General features: G+C 41.7%; 13 protein-coding genes. 2 read left to right on the forward strand and 11 right to left on the reverse strand.

The genetic code is table 11. The features are described 5' to 3' along the window. Window positions 1–55: 55 nt before the first annotated feature. Complete coding sequence (gene treR, locus IGL17_RS12370; RefSeq protein ID WP_002354877.1) at window positions 56–769, reverse strand: trehalose operon repressor; 714 nt, start codon at window positions 767–769, stop codon at window positions 56–58. A gap of 261 nt (window positions 770–1,030) precedes the next feature. Between treR and IGL17_RS12375 the strand changes: the two genes are divergently transcribed. Together IGL17_RS12375 and pgmB are read left to right on the forward strand one after the other, a co-directional pair. After that, window positions 1,031–3,775 carry a glycoside hydrolase family 65 protein gene (locus IGL17_RS12375; RefSeq protein WP_016618610.1) on the forward strand — a complete coding sequence of 915 codons (2,745 nt, stop codon included), beginning with the start codon at window positions 1,031–1,033 and terminating at the stop codon, window positions 3,773–3,775. A 14-nt stretch (window positions 3,776–3,789) separates the two neighbouring features. After that, on the forward strand, window positions 3,790–4,440 hold the full coding sequence (gene pgmB / locus IGL17_RS12380) for a beta-phosphoglucomutase (RefSeq protein ID WP_002367457.1): 651 nt from the start codon (window positions 3,790–3,792) through the stop codon (window positions 4,438–4,440). 322 nt (window positions 4,441–4,762) lie between these two features. Here pgmB and pepG1 (IGL17_RS12385) read toward each other — a convergent pair whose 3' ends face one another. The 10 genes from pepG1 (IGL17_RS12385) to rny form a co-directional block, all read right to left on the reverse strand. Next, window positions 4,763–4,906 (reverse strand): type I toxin-antitoxin system toxin PepG1, encoded by a 144-nt coding sequence (gene pepG1, locus IGL17_RS12385; RefSeq protein WP_002392696.1) that lies wholly within the window; start codon window positions 4,904–4,906, stop codon window positions 4,763–4,765. A gap of 231 nt (window positions 4,907–5,137) precedes the next feature. Beyond that, window positions 5,138–5,281, reverse strand: coding sequence for a type I toxin-antitoxin system toxin PepG1 (gene pepG1, locus IGL17_RS12390; RefSeq protein WP_002367458.1), 144 nt, complete (start codon window positions 5,279–5,281; stop codon window positions 5,138–5,140). A 231-nt stretch (window positions 5,282–5,512) separates the two neighbouring features. After that, a complete protein-coding gene (locus tag IGL17_RS12395; RefSeq protein ID WP_002381060.1) occupies window positions 5,513–6,484 on the reverse strand; it encodes a ribose-phosphate diphosphokinase in 972 nt (323 codons plus the stop codon). Window positions 6,485–6,658: 174 nt separating this feature from the next. After that, window positions 6,659–7,096: a peptide-methionine (R)-S-oxide reductase MsrB gene (gene msrB, locus IGL17_RS12400; protein WP_033624299.1), complete on the reverse strand. Its 438-nt coding sequence runs from the start codon at window positions 7,094–7,096 to the stop codon at window positions 6,659–6,661. 132 nt (window positions 7,097–7,228) lie between these two features. After that, complete coding sequence (locus IGL17_RS12405) at window positions 7,229–7,783, reverse strand: Maf family protein (RefSeq protein WP_002354869.1); 555 nt, start codon at window positions 7,781–7,783, stop codon at window positions 7,229–7,231. Window positions 7,784–7,807: 24 nt separating this feature from the next. Next, on the reverse strand, window positions 7,808–9,940 hold the full coding sequence (gene mutL / locus IGL17_RS12410; RefSeq protein WP_010713705.1) for a DNA mismatch repair endonuclease MutL: 2,133 nt from the start codon (window positions 9,938–9,940) through the stop codon (window positions 7,808–7,810). 31 nt (window positions 9,941–9,971) lie between these two features. Beyond that, window positions 9,972–12,548 (reverse strand): DNA mismatch repair protein MutS, encoded by a 2,577-nt coding sequence (gene mutS / locus IGL17_RS12415; protein ID WP_016617409.1) that lies wholly within the window; start codon window positions 12,546–12,548, stop codon window positions 9,972–9,974. Next, the gene (locus IGL17_RS12420) at window positions 12,549–12,935 is read right to left on the reverse strand and encodes a RicAFT regulatory complex protein RicA family protein (RefSeq protein ID WP_002359008.1); all 387 of its coding nucleotides are present in this window, start codon (window positions 12,933–12,935) and stop codon (window positions 12,549–12,551) included. A 73-nt stretch (window positions 12,936–13,008) separates the two neighbouring features. Beyond that, window positions 13,009–13,806, reverse strand: coding sequence for a TIGR00282 family metallophosphoesterase (locus tag IGL17_RS12425; RefSeq protein ID WP_002354864.1), 798 nt, complete (start codon window positions 13,804–13,806; stop codon window positions 13,009–13,011). Window positions 13,807–13,965: 159 nt separating this feature from the next. Then, window positions 13,966–15,522, reverse strand: a complete 1,557-nt coding sequence (gene rny / locus IGL17_RS12430) for a ribonuclease Y (protein WP_002354863.1) — start codon at window positions 15,520–15,522, stop codon at window positions 13,966–13,968. Window positions 15,523–15,758 lie beyond the last annotated feature (236 nt).

Here is a 15,758-nt window from a genome sequence, read left to right on the forward strand (position 1 = left end):
AATCTTCAAATTTCATTTAATGACAGCCGTTTTTGCGTTTGCTAATCGCCAAGACTTACAACTTGCGGCGACGCGCAAATTCCACAAACTTAAATTTGTTTAAGCGGTGACGAGATTCCGTATAGCCAAAACAGCGGGTATCTTCCAAGTTCATGATACTGCGGACCACGACGACATGATTGCCTTCCACTTCACCAATCAGTTGCTTGTCCATCTCTGTGAGCGGTTCCACGGTAATTTCTTTCTGGGCATAACTAATCGCCAAGCCAAGGTCGTTTTCCAGATAATCGAAAATCGAATCTTCGGCACGATGCTTCGGCAGTTCAGGGACAATCTCTTTAATCAAGTAATCAATATCTAAAATATCGACTTCCCCTTCAATCTCCCGTTGCCGAACTAAGCGCCAAACAGGGGCCCCTTCGGTCCAACCAGTCAACTGAGCCAAGTTGCGCTCTACAGGAATTTCTTCTAAGGAAACCACATGAGTATGACTTTCAATATGTTGCGTTTGTTGTAACTCCTTATAACTGGTCACCCCTGAAATAGGGAAATTAAACTTTTTAAAGTTGAGCACAATCGAGCCTTTGCCTTGTTTTTTCTGAATGTAGCCAGCGTTAATCAGTAAATTCAAGGCTTTCCGAATTGTTTCACGGGAAACATTGTAAGTTTCCACTAATTGATTTTCACTAGGTAATAAATCGCCTGGCTGATAGTCGCCTTGGACAATTTGTTGTTCTAATTCTAAAAATATGTCATGAAACTTGTTCATGCCGATCCTCCTCTACCAACAATTTCTTTTCTAAAAGCATAGCATATTCCCTCCGAAAAACCTAGAGCTGGTCAGAAAAATCCCCCGCACTTTCTGCCTTGCTTACGCCACTGACTCCCCCAGCCAAACCACTGCTTGACCGCCTTTTTTTAGGACCCAGCGTAGTCGGTTGCAGCCACGTTGTAGAAAAGTTTTCCCAAGAATCTGGGGAAAATCCTTGTAATTCTGATTCGTTCATACTATACTGTAGTCAAACCCAACATGTCTATACAAGTTTACAAGGAGGCGCCAAACATGACTATTTTAGAATTAACATTCGCAACGAACCAACTAACGACGACTTTTTTTAACCATAAATTGGAACCGCTTCACCAAAAAACGTTCCCTTTTGAAGCCTTGACTATCGAAGAAACGGTTCCTGAACTGTGCCAATTGATTTTGGCAGAGGCGGCACCGATTCTGGGGGGGATTGTGGCTGATTTCCCAGCGGACTTCTTTTCGCCAGAGGAAACGTTGGCGCTGGTTCCGCAAGCGGTGATTCAAGCATTCGCGGAACAGTTGAACACGCCACTTTTAACGGCAGCCGAACAAGCGGCGGCACCGAATCTGCTGGCAGCATTTGAAGAAAAACGGCAGTATTTGGCTTGGCATTTAGACTATTATGGCTACGTGCCTGGGAAAAATGAATATGCGGTGGAGTCCCTGTTAACTGTCGGCAATGGCTTTTTAGGCTTGCGCGGCACGACACCTGAGATGACGATTTCTGATGATCATTATCCAGCGACCTACATTGCGGGCCTTTATAATACAGCGGCTTCGGAAGTTGCGGGTCAAGTAGTGGAAAATGAAGATTTCGTCAATGCTCCTGACAACCAACACATCGCTTTAAAAATTGGCGATGCCACTGACTGGTTAACGATTTCTCCAGACACACTACAACAATTACATCGTCAATTGAACTTGAAAACAGGGTTGTTTGTCGCAGAAATGATTTTGAAAGATGCCCACAATCAGCAAATTAAATTAACGACGAAAAAAATCGCCAATATGGCGCAGCCGAATGACTATCATCTGCAATATACGTTTGAGCCGTTAAACTTTTCGGCCCCGATTACTTTGAAAACCGTCACGGATGGCAGTGTCTACAACTACAACGTGGCGCGGTATCGTAACTTAACAGCGAAACATTTTCAGGTGACAGCATTAAGCGCGCAGGAAAACAAAACCGTGATTGAGGTTTGTACCAATCAATCTAACTTGAGCGTCCGAGAAACGGCCTTGATAACCGGTGATTTTTTTGAAAAAGAAGCCATTATGATTCAAGAAGAAGCGGAAAAAATCGCCCAAGTGGTGACCGTGATGGCGCACCAAGGCACGCGCTATACGCTAGAAAAACAAGTCTATGTGCAAGCCAGCCACGCCGAACAAAGTTGGCAAGTACCGTTTACGCCGAAGGACTCTTTTGCGGCCGCCGCTCAGGAAAGCGCCCGCGCTTGGCAAACCCTTTGGCAACAAGCCAACATTACCGTGACAGGCGATTTGATGTCTCAAAAACTTTTACGGATTCACAGTTATCACTTGCTGGCTTCGGCTTCGCCTTTTAGTAACCAAGCGCAAGCATTGGACGTCTCGATTACCGCCCGAGGCTTGCATGGTGAAGCGTATCGTGGACATATTTTCTGGGATGAAATTTTTATTTTACCTTTTTATATTCAACATTATCCTGACACAGCGAAACAATTGTTGCTGTACCGCTACCATCGATTAGAGAAGGCGAAGGAGAATGCGGCGGCTAGCCAGTATCGTGGCGCAATGTATCCGTGGCAATCAGGACGTGACGGGCGTGAAACCACGCAAAAACTTCACTTAAATCCGTTGAATGGACATTGGGGCGAGGATCATAGCATTCTGCAACGGCATGTGTCCTTGGCGATTGCTTACAATGCTTGGTTGTATTGGCATAGTACACAGGATCATGAATTTATGAAACAATATGGCGGCGAAATGTTGTTAGAAATCGCTCAATTTTGGAACAGCGCTGCGACGTTAGATGACGCAACAGGACGGTTCTTTATTGATAAAGTGATGGGACCTGATGAGTTTCACGAGGGCTATCCAGACCAAACGGAAAGCGGCTTGAAAAACAACGCCTATACGAATTTGATGGTGGTTTGGCTATTCGAAGAATTAACCAACATTTTGGCACTTTTCTCTGAGGAAGAACAGGCACAACTTTTTGCCAAAACGCAGACCACTTCGGCTGATCTAGCCCGCATGCAGCAAATTCAAAATTCACTGGAAATTGAAGTTAATTCTGACGGCATTATTGCGCAATATGAAGGGTATTTCGGCTTAAAAGAGATTGACTGGGCAGCGATGAAAGAGAAATACGGCAATATTTACCGCATGGATCGAATTTTAAAAGCCGAAGGGGAATCCCCCGATGATTACAAAGTGGCGAAACAAGCCGACACGTTAATGTTGTTCTACAACTTAGACAAAACTCGGGTGGATCAAATTTTAGAAGATTTAGGGTATCAATTGCCTGCGGATTATTTGGAAAAAAATCTTTTGTATTATCTAAAACGGACGTCTCATGGTTCGACTTTGTCACGAATTGTTCATGCCCAATTGGCAGAAATGGCGCAATTCCATGAGCTATCTTGGCAACTTTATCAAGAAGCGTTGTATTCCGATTATCGTGACATTCAAGGTGGCACGACCGCTGAAGGGATTCATACAGGGGTCATGGCTGCGACGATCCACGTTACTTTAGCGACGTATGCAGGCGTTGACACGCGCCAGAACGAGTTATCAATTTGTCCAAACTTACCTGAACATTGGCAAGCGCTGGCCTTCCAGTTTATTCATCAAGGCGTGACGTATCAATTTTCATTAACACAAACCAGTGTCACGATTACAGCAGATAAAGACACACAATTATTGGTTCAGGGCGCGTTGATTCCGTTAACCGCCGAACGACCAAAAGAAGTACATTATCAATAAAGGAGCGAACCACAATGACGATTGGATTTATTTTTGATTTGGATGGTGTCATTACAGACACCGCCAAATTTCATTATCAAGCTTGGAAAGCGTTGGCCGATTCGCTAGGTATCCCCATTGACGAAACCTTCAACGAAACATTAAAAGGCATTAGTCGGATGGATTCCTTGGACCGCATTTTAGCCCATGGCCACCGTGAAAATGCGTTTACTCCAGCAGAAAAAGAAGCCTTAGCTCAGCAAAAAAATGACCACTACGTTCAATTATTAGAACATTTAACGACAGAAGATGTTTTACCTGGTGTCGTGCCATTGCTACAGCAAGCCCAAGCACGTCACATTCCCTGTGCCGTGGCTTCGGCTTCAAAAAACGCCCCCCTGATTTTGGAAAAATTAGGCGTGCGCGCGTACTTCGCCACAATTGTCGATCCCGACTCGTTAAGCAAAGGCAAACCTGATCCTGAAATCTTTTTAGCCGCCGCTGACAGTATTGGCGTGCTACCGCAAAACGCCATTGGCTTTGAAGATGCACAATCAGGCATTGACGGCTTGAAAGCCGCAGGCATCTATGCCGTCGGCTTGTCGGCCAGCCAACCCTTAATCGGAGCCGACATGCAAGTCTCTGAAATGACTGAACTAAGCGTTGATGCACTGCTCAATCGCTAAAGAAGGACAAGAACCTTTAGCAGCAGGCACCTCTTTTCATCTACATTGTATCTATGCTAGAATGTAGATGAAAAGAGAGAGATGCGTCAACGTACCTCTCTAGTGTAGAGCCGTTTGAGACGGTGACCTTTTTATTGTCATTTTTAACAGCTTTTAGGATTTCACGGATTAACGATAAATTTATTCGTGCTTTTCGGGAAAATGTGCTATAATGAAAATGAAAAGAGAGATATGCTTCAACATACCTCTCTGATGTAGAGCCGTTTAAGACGGTGACCATGTTAATTATTTAAAAATAACCGTGCTTGGTCAAAGTTGACGGTTATTTTTTATTGTCATTTTTAAGCAATTTCACAATCAGCGCAATCAAAGCAATGGTAAACATACCAAACCCTAGGATCGTCTGAATTGTTTCATATGCTGACAAAAGGCCTCTCCTTTCTGTAAATTTTGGAAGTACGCTCATACGCACCACCTCACTTTCAGATTAGATAGCCACCGTGTTAACTTCTCTACACTTATAGTATATCATGAATACCTAATAAATATTCAGGTCGCAATATATTTTTTTAGATAAATGTGCTATAATGAAAACGAAAAGAGAGATATGGGTCAACATACCTCTCTGATGTAGAGCCGTTTAAGACGGTGACCAATTGTATTATTTAAAAATAACCGTACTGGTCAAAGTAGACGGTTATTTTTTCTTGTCATTTTTAAGCAATTTCACAATCAGCGCGATCAAAGCAATGGTAAACATACCAAACCCTAGGATCGTCTGAATTGTTTCATACGCTGACAAAAGGCCTCTCCTTTCCGTAAATTTTGGAAGTACGCTCATACGCACCACCTCACCGAAAGAGGAAAGTCTCTGCTCCTACGCTTCTCACTTTGTTGCGATGATCGTCGCAAAGCGCATGTTCCTTTACGCTTGCCTCCGCATTAACTTCTCTACACTTATCGTATATCATGAATACCTAATAAATATTCAGGTTACAATATTTTTTTAGATAAAATGATTTAGAGAAAAACCCGCCCACATCAGAAAAATGATGTGGGCGGGTTTTTGTAATTATTTATTTTTTGTTTCAAATAACGGACTAACTGGTTTGTTTTCGTGGATACGTTTAATCGCATCTCCGATTAATTCACCAACGCTGACTTCGTCAATTTTTGCAATTTTACGATCATCAGATAGGTAAATAGAGTCTGTTACAACTAAGCGTTCAATTGCTGAATCTTCAATACGTTGTAAGGCTGGTCCTGATAAAACGGGATGTGTACAAGAAGCGTAAACGTCTTTTGCTCCGGCTTCTTTCAATGCGTTTGCAGCAAGAGAAATTGTCCCCGCTGTGTCAATCATGTCATCAATTAAGACACATGTTTTGCCTTCCACATGACCAATGATATTCATTACTTCTGCTACGTTCGCTTTTGGACGACGTTTGTCAATGATCGCAATTGGTGCTTTTAAGAATTCTGCCAATTTACGCGCACGCGTTACACCACCATGGTCAGGGGAAACGACAACGACGTCATCGCCTTGAATGCCGTGTTCGATGAAGTAATCGGCAATTAATGGTGCACCCATCAAATGATCCACTGGAATATCAAAGAATCCTTGAATTTGGACCGCATGTAAGTCCAATGTCAACATTCTTGTTGCGCCAGCTTTTTCAATCATGTTTGCAACAAGTTTAGCAGTGATTGGTTCCCGGGCACGTGCTTTACGGTCTTGACGTGCATACCCATAATAAGGCATAACCACGTTAATTGTTTTAGCACTCGCACGTTTTAACGCATCAATCATGATTAATAGTTCCATTAAGTTATCGTTAACAGGGCTACTTGTTGATTGAATGACGTAAACATGTGCACCACGAATACTTTCTTCAATATTCACTTGAATTTCGCCATCACTAAATTGTGTTACAGAGCACTTTCCTAGCTCCACACCCACAGCATCCGCAATTTTTTCTGCTAAGGGACGATTAGAGTTCAAAGAAAAGATTTTCAATCTTGGATCAAAATAATGTTTCGACATTAGAACCTCCACTTTCTATTTCAGCCAATTCGTTAAAACTGAACAATACTTTCCTTCTAAAATAATAGTAGTCCTAGCCAAATAAATCAAGAGATTTTCTGTATTTCATACAAGATATTCATCAAAAGTCGCTTTCTTCTAACTATTTTATCGTATTTGTCTAAAAAATGAGGATTATTTGAATAAAGAAAGGTACTCGCCATAGCCTTCTTTTTCTAAATCTGCCACTGGCACAAATCTCAAAGCTGCCGCATTAATGCAATAACGTAAGCCGCCTTCTTGGAGTGGGCCATCAGTGAAAACATGCCCTAAATGTGAATCCGCTTCTTGACTGCGAACTTCTACTCGGTTCATGCCGTGACTAAAATCAGCTTTTTCTTTGACGCCACGTTTTTCAATTGGTTTGGTAAAGGATGGCCAGCCGCAACCAGCATCGTATTTGTCCAGGGAGCTAAACAACGGCTCGCCACTAACAATGTCTACATAGATTCCGTCTTGGTAAAAGTCATCATATTCTCCTGAAAAAGGGCGTTCTGTTGCGTTTTCTTGTGTGACGGCATATTGAAGATCCGTCAAGGTTTGTTTTAATTCTTCTTCTGTTGGTTTTGTCATTCTGTCCACTCCTTTTCTTCTGTTCAATTTATTGGGTTCAATGATACCACGTTTGCCAAACAGGCACCTAATAGTTTGCATAGTAAAAGACAGTCCTTTCTCTTTTTGACGAATGAAAAGGACTGTCTTTTATTAGTTGAATTCTTTTAGTAGTCGGGCTACTTTGGCAATTGGTAAACCCATAATGGCGTAATAATCGCCGGCGATTGCTTCAATTAGTAATGCTCCTTGTCCTTGGATACCATAAGCGCCTGCTTTGTCGGCATATTCTGCGGTATCTAAGTAAGCATGGATTTCCGTGTCTGTCAGTGGATAAAACGTCACGGTTGAATGAACTGTCGCGGAGCGCTCTTTTTCCCCTTGTTTCAACGTCACACTTGTATACACGTCATGTGTTTTGCCACTTAACAGGCGCAACATGCGATAACCGTCTTCCCGAGAAGTCGGTTTACCGAGGATTTCTCCCGCCAATGCCACAATTGTATCGCAGCCAATGACTAGTGCTTCGGGGGATTGCTCTGCTATAGCCGCTGCTTTTTGGGCAGCCATTTGCGCCACATATTCTGCTGGTAAGCCGTCTTTACCAACAGTTTCATCGATATCGGCTGGTGCAATCGTAAAAGTTGGGACCACACGCTTTAATAACTCCTGACGGCGAGGAGATTGGGATGCTAAAATAATTTGCATAAATTGATGACGCCTCGTTTCTTTTTAATGGGGGTCTTGAATGCGTTTAAACATTCGTTCCATATCTGAATTCGTAAAATGAATCAGCACCGGACGTCCATGCGGACAATTAAACGGATTTTCGCACAAGGCTAAATCTTTTAATAGCACGCGTGCTTGTTGCTCGTTGAGGTAATGATTGGCTTTGATGGATCGCTTACAGCTCATCATAATGGCAGTTGCTTCACGGAATTTTTTCACGCTGACCGAGCCAGTTGTTAGCAACATGTCAATCATCTCGCGAACAATGCTTTCCTCTTCGCCTGCAGGATACCAAGTTGGGTGCGCCCGCACAATGAAACTATTTTGTCCAAAGTCTTCCAAATGGATGCCGACTTCCGCAAGGGTTTCTTTCTGCTCTTTAATTTTCAAGGCATCGCTATTTGGATAATCAATAACGATTGGTACCAATAGTTCTTGTAAATCATCACTGACTTCGCCAATTTTTTCACGGAAGTACTCGTATTTAATTCGTTCTTGGGCAGCGTGTTGGTCGATAATAAACAGGCCATCTTTGCTTTGTGCGAATAAATAAGTTCCGTGCATTTGACCGAAGTATTCTAGCTCAGGAAAACGTTCTGTCGGTCGTTCTTCTTCCAACTTGTTCAGGGCTTGTTTCAGTTCTCTTTGGCTCGCAGCGCTATTGGCATCGAATTCCGGGTGAAGTTTCATTTCTTCTTGGAAAACCTCGTCAGCAGCCTCTGATGAACGCAGAGAAGGTTCTGAATCAGGCACTTCAGTTATTTTCGTTTCTTCGGCTATTACCTGTTGCTCATTACTAGCTGTTTCCCAATGATTTGCGGAATCAGCAGCTGCCGAAGAGGTTTCGTAAGCTGACGTTTCTTCCGCTACACTCGTTGATTCTGGCACTGGCGGCGCAAATGGGTCGTCCATTGGATCCACTGCTCTTTCTGTCTGGTTGACAGTTTCAGGGGCGCTTGAGACTGGTGTTTCGTCTGTCGCATGTTCCGCATAGAAGCGACCCGTTGCAGGATTATAGCTTAAGCTGCCCGGTCGTTGTTTTACCGCAGGTTGTTCAGTCGATAGAGGAATTTCCATTTGTTCGGCTTTAGGTTCTGGCGGTAGTTTCTTTTTAAAACGCAAATTGTCTGCCGCATTGGGAATCAACTGTTCTTGGCTCAACACTTCTTGAATCGCCTGTTCAATTAATGCCATTAAATCTTTTTCTTTACTTAAACGAACTTCTTGCTTAGTAGGATGGACATTGACATCGACTAACAGCGGATCCATTTCAATTTCTAACACAGCAATTGGAAAACGCCCCACCATTAGTTTCGAACCATAGCCGGCTACAATTGCTTTATTTAACGCGAAATTTTTAATATAACGACCATTGATAATCGTTGATAAATAGTTACGGCTGGCCCGTGTGACTTCTGGCAATGAAACATACCCTGTCAAAGTAAAATCAAGGTCTTTTCCTTCAATTTTCAACATTTTCTTTGCGGTACTAATGCCATAAATCCCGGCAATCGTTTGTTTTAAATCACCATTGCCTGTTGTACTCATCATTTTGTGGCCGTCATGAACCAAGCGAAAAGCGACTTTAGGGTGGCTTAACGCCAGACGATTGACAATGTCACCGATATTGGCCAATTCCGTTTGGATCGTTTTGACGTATTTCAAACGAGCGGGCGTATTATAAAATAAATTAGAAACGGTCATTTTTGTGCCTTTACGGAGGGCTGCTGGTCGGTTTTCTTCGACCTTGCCCCCTTTTAGAATCACATAGCTGCCTTCTTCTTCCTCAGCTGTGGCAGTTTCGACAATCATTTCAGAAACTGAGGCAATACTTGGTAAGGCTTCGCCTCGGAACCCCAAGCTGCGAATTCGGAACAAATCATCTCTTGTATGAATTTTGCTTGTGGCATGGCGCTTGAAGGCATTCAGTACATCTTCTTTGGCAATTCCTTCACCATTATCAATAATTTGAATGGTTTTCAAGCCAGCTTCTTCAATAAAAATATCAATTTGGGTGCTTCCTGCATCCAATGCATTTTCCACTAATTCTTTGACGACAGAAGCGGGACGTTCAACAACTTCACCAGCAGCAATCTGGTTGGCTAGTTGTTCGGATAGTTCTTGAATTTTCCCCATTTCACGACCTCCTAACCGGTTCGGTTCCTAATTAGATACGTTTTTGCAATTGATGAAGCATGTTTAACGCATCTAGTGGTGTCATTTCTAATAGATTCATTTTCTTCAATGTGTCAATGACACTTAATTCTTCTGTTGAAACTTCTTTAAATAATGAAAGTTGCTCGGTTTCTTCATGGACTTCTGAAACTTCTTCATGATGAACTGAACTTGGAATCGTTGTTTCTTCCGCTTCTAAAGCGGATAAAATGGTGGCTGCTCGTTCTAAAAGCGAGCTTGGTAAACCAGCGATTTTAGCAACATGTATCCCATAGCTCTTATCAGCAGGTCCTTCCATCATTTTATGAAGAAAGACCACTTCGCCATCTTTTTCGACAGCGCCCACGTGAATATTCTTCAAGCCTTTTAAGGTTTCATCTAGAACAGTTAGTTCATGATAATGTGTAGAGAATAGCGTTTTAGCTTGAACTTCACGATGGATATATTCAATGATGGCTTGCGCTAGCGCCATTCCATCATAGGTTGCCGTGCCGCGTCCTAATTCATCAAATAAAATTAGGCTATTAGGCGTGGCGTGCCGCAGTGCTTGGTTGGCTTCCATCATTTCTACCATAAAGGTACTTTGCCCTGCAATTAGATCATCAGAGGCCCCAATCCGTGTAAAAATTTGATCGAAAATTGGCATTTCAGCACTTTCCGCTGGTACAAAACAGCCAATTTGCGCCATGACCACCGTCAAAGCCAATTGACGCATGTAGGTACTTTTCCCTGACATGTTTGGTCCAGTAATCAAGAGAATATCTGTTTCTGGGTTCATGCGGATACTGTTTGGAATGTATTCTTGGTGCCCTAAAACTTTTTCCACGACTGGGTGTCGTCCTTCGACAATCGCCAAATTTTTCGTGTTACTTCTTAACGTTGGTCGAACGTATTGATACCGTTCACTAATTGTTGCAAAAGATTGTAAAACATCAACCGCACTAATGGTTTTAGCCAGTGTTTGCAATCGATCAATATTCGTTTTCACTTGTTCTCTCACGGCCAAGAACAATTGATATTCTAGTTCAACTGATTTTTCTTCGGCTTCTAAGATTAAACGCTCTAGTTCTTTTAGTTCGGGCGTAATAAAGCGCTCCGCATTAGCTAATGTTTGCTTCCGCTCGTATTTTCCTTCTTCTAAATTCGCTAAATTTGACTTAGTGATTTCAATGAAATAACCAAAGACACGATTGTAGCCAATCTTCAAGTTTTTAATCCCTGTTTCTTGGCGTTCTTTCGCTTCTAACTCCGCTAACCATTGCTTACCATTGCGCATGGCATCACGGTATTCATCTAATTGGTCGTTATAGCCGTCTTTAATAACATTTCCTTCAGTAATTTGTAAAGGGGCTTCTTCATTAATCGCCGTCGCAATCAATGCCACTAAATCTTCAACAGGGTTTAAGTCGACTAACAAATCATCCCATTCCCCTTGATTGATCCCGACAATTAACTGTCGAATCGTTGGTACTTGTTCTAAAGAGGTCCGTAATTGAATTAAATCACGCCCATTCACACTGCCGAATGCCACGCGTCCTGCTAACCGCTCTAAATCATAAACGTTCGTCAATGCTGCTTGCAAATCCAAGCGTTCAAAATAGGCATTTAATAAGGATTGCACCATTTCTTGACGCGTCTTAATTTGACGTTCTTGAATCAGTGGACGATCCAACCATTGTTTCAACAAACGGCCACCCATAGCTGTTTTCGTTTCATCTAATAGCCACAATAGAGTCCCTTTTTTCTGTCCTGTTCGAATCGACTGACTCAATTCTAAATTGAATTTAGAATAATGATCCATTTTCAAGAAATGATCTGGCTGATATTCCACAGCTTTCTGAATATGGGACAAGCTCCGCTTTTGGGTAACGGATAAATAAGATAATAATTTGCCTGTAATTTCAATTTCTAATGGATTAATCAGTTCATTGGTTAAAAAACTAAACTCGGCATTTTCTTCCACCGTTTCTTGTGTCGAAAAGATGATGTTTAAACGTAAACTTAAGTTCTCTTTTAACGATTCAGGAATCCCTGAACCTAGGACCATTTCTTTTGTTTGCAACGCAGAAGCTTCGTTCAAAACGCCCTCTTCATCAGCCAAGACTGCTGTTTTTAATTCGCCTGTACTCAAATCTACATAGGCAAAACCGAACTGATTACCATCAGTTAGCACAGCGGTTAAGTAATTATTGTCTTTGGCTTCCAAGCCTTTACTATTCATCACCGTTCCTGGCGTTACCAACTGCACCACTTCTCGTTTGACCATGCCCTTGGTAGTCTTTGGATCTTCCACTTGCTCACAAATCGCTACTTTATAGCCTTGCTCAATCAACGTATCAATGTAGCCTTGCGCGGCATGATAAGGAACGCCACACATAGGAATCGGATCATCCGCATTGCGGTTACGACTGGTTAACGTCAATTCTAAGATTTGCGCTGCATTGATAGCATCTTCATAAAATAATTCATAAAAATCACCTAAGCGATAAAATAAAAACGCATCCTTGTATTGGGCCTTAATGGATAAATATTGTTCCATCATGGGTGTATTTTTTGTCTTTTGTGGCATTTAATTCCCTTCCTTCTCTAGCTCTTCGTTCACGCGGTATTGAATGAGCGCCGTGACATGTTGGACTAAGTCATTGGCTTCGATCAGTTGTTCGCGGTAGGCTACAACGAGTGGGTGCTCATCAAACTCTTTTGTTTTCGCATCAGCTCGTTGAATGGCTTCTTTTTCAGCAGTTGGTTTGCCATAGTGAGCAAATTGAACCGCATCTTTTTGCGCAGCCTTAATTTCTTCCACTAATTCTGTCAGCTTTTTGTTTTTCTTTACCTTTTCTTCAATCGCTTGGTAGCGCTGAATGACTTCATCTTGTCCAATTAAATGTAACAATTTTTCTAATTCTTTATTACTTTGTGCATCTAAATTCAACGGCTCCATTTTTTTCACCTTCATCTTTCACCGGCACTTTTTCTATAAGAGCAGAAAAAGTTAACCTCTTAATGATCCGAGATTAACTTTTCTTCTATTATTCTTGAAACGGGCGATCTTCGCTAATCTGAATCGGCTCAATCATCTTCGCTTGGCCCGTTTGGTCATCAATCTCTAAAATACAGGCAGATAAAATCGTCCGCCCTGTTTCGACTACCTCAAAGCGCTTCGGCAATGCTGTCATAAACTTCTCAATAATCGGTTCACGCTTCATTCCTAGAATCCCATCATAAGGTCCGGTCATACCGACATCACTTAAGAAGGCTGTCCCTTTCGGTAAAATCCGAGCGTCATTTGTTTGAACATGCGTATGTGTTCCAACAACGGCTGAAACTTGGCCATCTAAAAACCAGCTCATGGCTTGTTTTTCACTCGTCGTTTCGCCATGAAAATCCACAAAAATGAGCGGTGTCCGTTTGCGAGCGATAGCCACTAGCTCGGCGGCTTTCTTGAAAGGATCTTCCAATGGCACCATAAATGTGCGGGCCTGTAAATTAATCACCGCTAGTTCCAATTGATTGACTTTCACAAAAACCATTCCTTGACCAGGCACATCTTCTGGAAAGTTCGCTGGACGAACCATTTTCTTCGCATCATCAATGAATTCAAAGATATCCTTGTTGTCCCACGTATGGTTACCCATCGTAACAACATCGACACCATCTTGCAAAAATTTCTTATAAATCTTGCCAGTAATTCCCCGACCGGATGCCGCATTTTCACCATTGGCAATGGTCACTTGTGGACGATATTTCTTCTTTAATTTAGGGACATACGTTGCTAAGGCTTCTCTTCCTAAAGAACCGACAACATCTCCTATAAATAATATACGCAAAAAGGTTCCTCTTCTCTTTTTAACATCTCTTGTTTATTATAGTTGTTTTCGCTTTGAAAAGAAAGTTTTGGTTTTAAAAGATTAAAAAAAGTATCTCAACGAACAATCCTTGCAATTGTTCGTTGAGACACTACACGCGATACTTATTCGCTTTTTATTTTATTTCGCATAGTCAACGGCACGTGTTTCACGGATAACCGTTACTTTGATATGTCCTGGATAATCCAAGTCATCTTCAATTTTCTTCCGAATGTCTCGAACTAAACGAACAGATTCTAAATCAGAAATTTCTTCTGGTTTCACCATGACACGAACTTCACGTCCTGCTTGAACAGCAAAACTTGAATCAACGCCTTCAAAACTATTAGAAATATTTTCTAAGTTTTCTAAGCGGCGAATGTAGTTTTCTAACGATTCACTACGTGCACCTGGACGGGCTGCAGATAACGCATCTGCGGCTGCCACTAAAACAGAAATAACTGAGGTTGCTTCCACATCACCATGATGCGAGGCAATGGCATTAATAACTACTGAATTTTCTTTATATTTCGCAGCTAATTCTGCGCCAATCTCAACGTGAGAACCTTCAATTTCATGATCCAATGCTTTCCCAATATCATGTAGTAAACCTGCACGTTTGGCTAATTGAACATCTTCGCCTAATTCGGCGGCTAAAACGCCAGCCAGTTTTGCTACTTCGATTGAGTGGTTCAAGACATTTTGACCATAACTTGTTCTGAAACGTAAACGGCCTAAAATTTTAATTAAATCAGGATGTAACGTATGAGCACCTACTTCAAAGGCTGCTTGTTCTCCGTATTCACGAATCCGTTCATCCATTTCTTTACGTGATTTTTCTACCATTTCTTCGATACGAGCGGGATGAATCCGACCATCTTGGATTAATTTTTCCAAGGTCATTCGAGCGATTTCTCGTCTGATTGGATCAAATCCGGATAACACAACCGCTTCTGGCGTATCATCAATGATTAAGTCAATCCCTGTTAATGTTTCCAATGTACGAATATTACGTCCTTCACGACCAATAATGCGACCTTTCATCTCATCATTTGGTAAAGTGACCACGGAAACAGTTGTTTCAGAAACAGAATCGGCGGCGCAACGTTGAATTGCTAGGGAAAGCAAGTTCTTCGCTTTGCGATCAGATTCTTCTTTGGCACGTTGTTCTGACTCCTTGACCATCAAGGTTAGTTCATGATTCAACTCTTCTTCTGTTGACTTCATAATAATCGATTTTGCTTCTTCTTTTGAAAGGGAAGCAATTCGTTCTAATTCTTGATGTTGCTGATTAATTAAGTTTTCTACTTCTTTTTCTCGCTCATCAATTAATTGCTGTCTAGCACCAAGTTTCTCTTCTTTTTCTTCCAGTGAGCCTTCACGTTTTTCAAGAGAGTCATCTTTACGATCCAACGTTTGTTCCCGTTGAATTAAACGATTTTCTTGAGATTTAAGTTCTAATCTGCTTTCTTTCAACTCACTTTCAATTTCTGAACGATACTTCTGGTTCTCTTCCTTAGCTTCTAGCAATGCTTCTTTTTTCAGTGTTTCTGATTCTTTCCGAGCGTTCTCGAGAATACTCGACGCTGAAATTTTTGCACCATTTATTGCTTTATCATGACGTGACTTTGCAATAACAAATCCTAAACCAAGACCGACAATCAAACCGACGATAGCGAGGAGAATATTTAAAACCATATTTCCACCTCCATACTATCTTTTTGTTAATTCATATCTTGTAGTTTTTTGATAAACTAAAATCAATTATCAATATGCCTACTTGCATATTTGTGCATACACACAATTTTATTCTAATGTTTGTCGCGAAAGGTGTCAACTTAAAAAAGCCCTTTCTTTTGGAAAGGGCAGCAAATATTAGACAACGTCACATTTTTAGGTTTCCGCCGTCACGAATTGTTTAAATTTTAGAACAA

Source organism: Enterococcus sp. AZ088 (assembly GCF_051714845.1).
GTDB lineage: Bacteria > Bacillota > Bacilli > Lactobacillales > Enterococcaceae > Enterococcus > Enterococcus faecalis.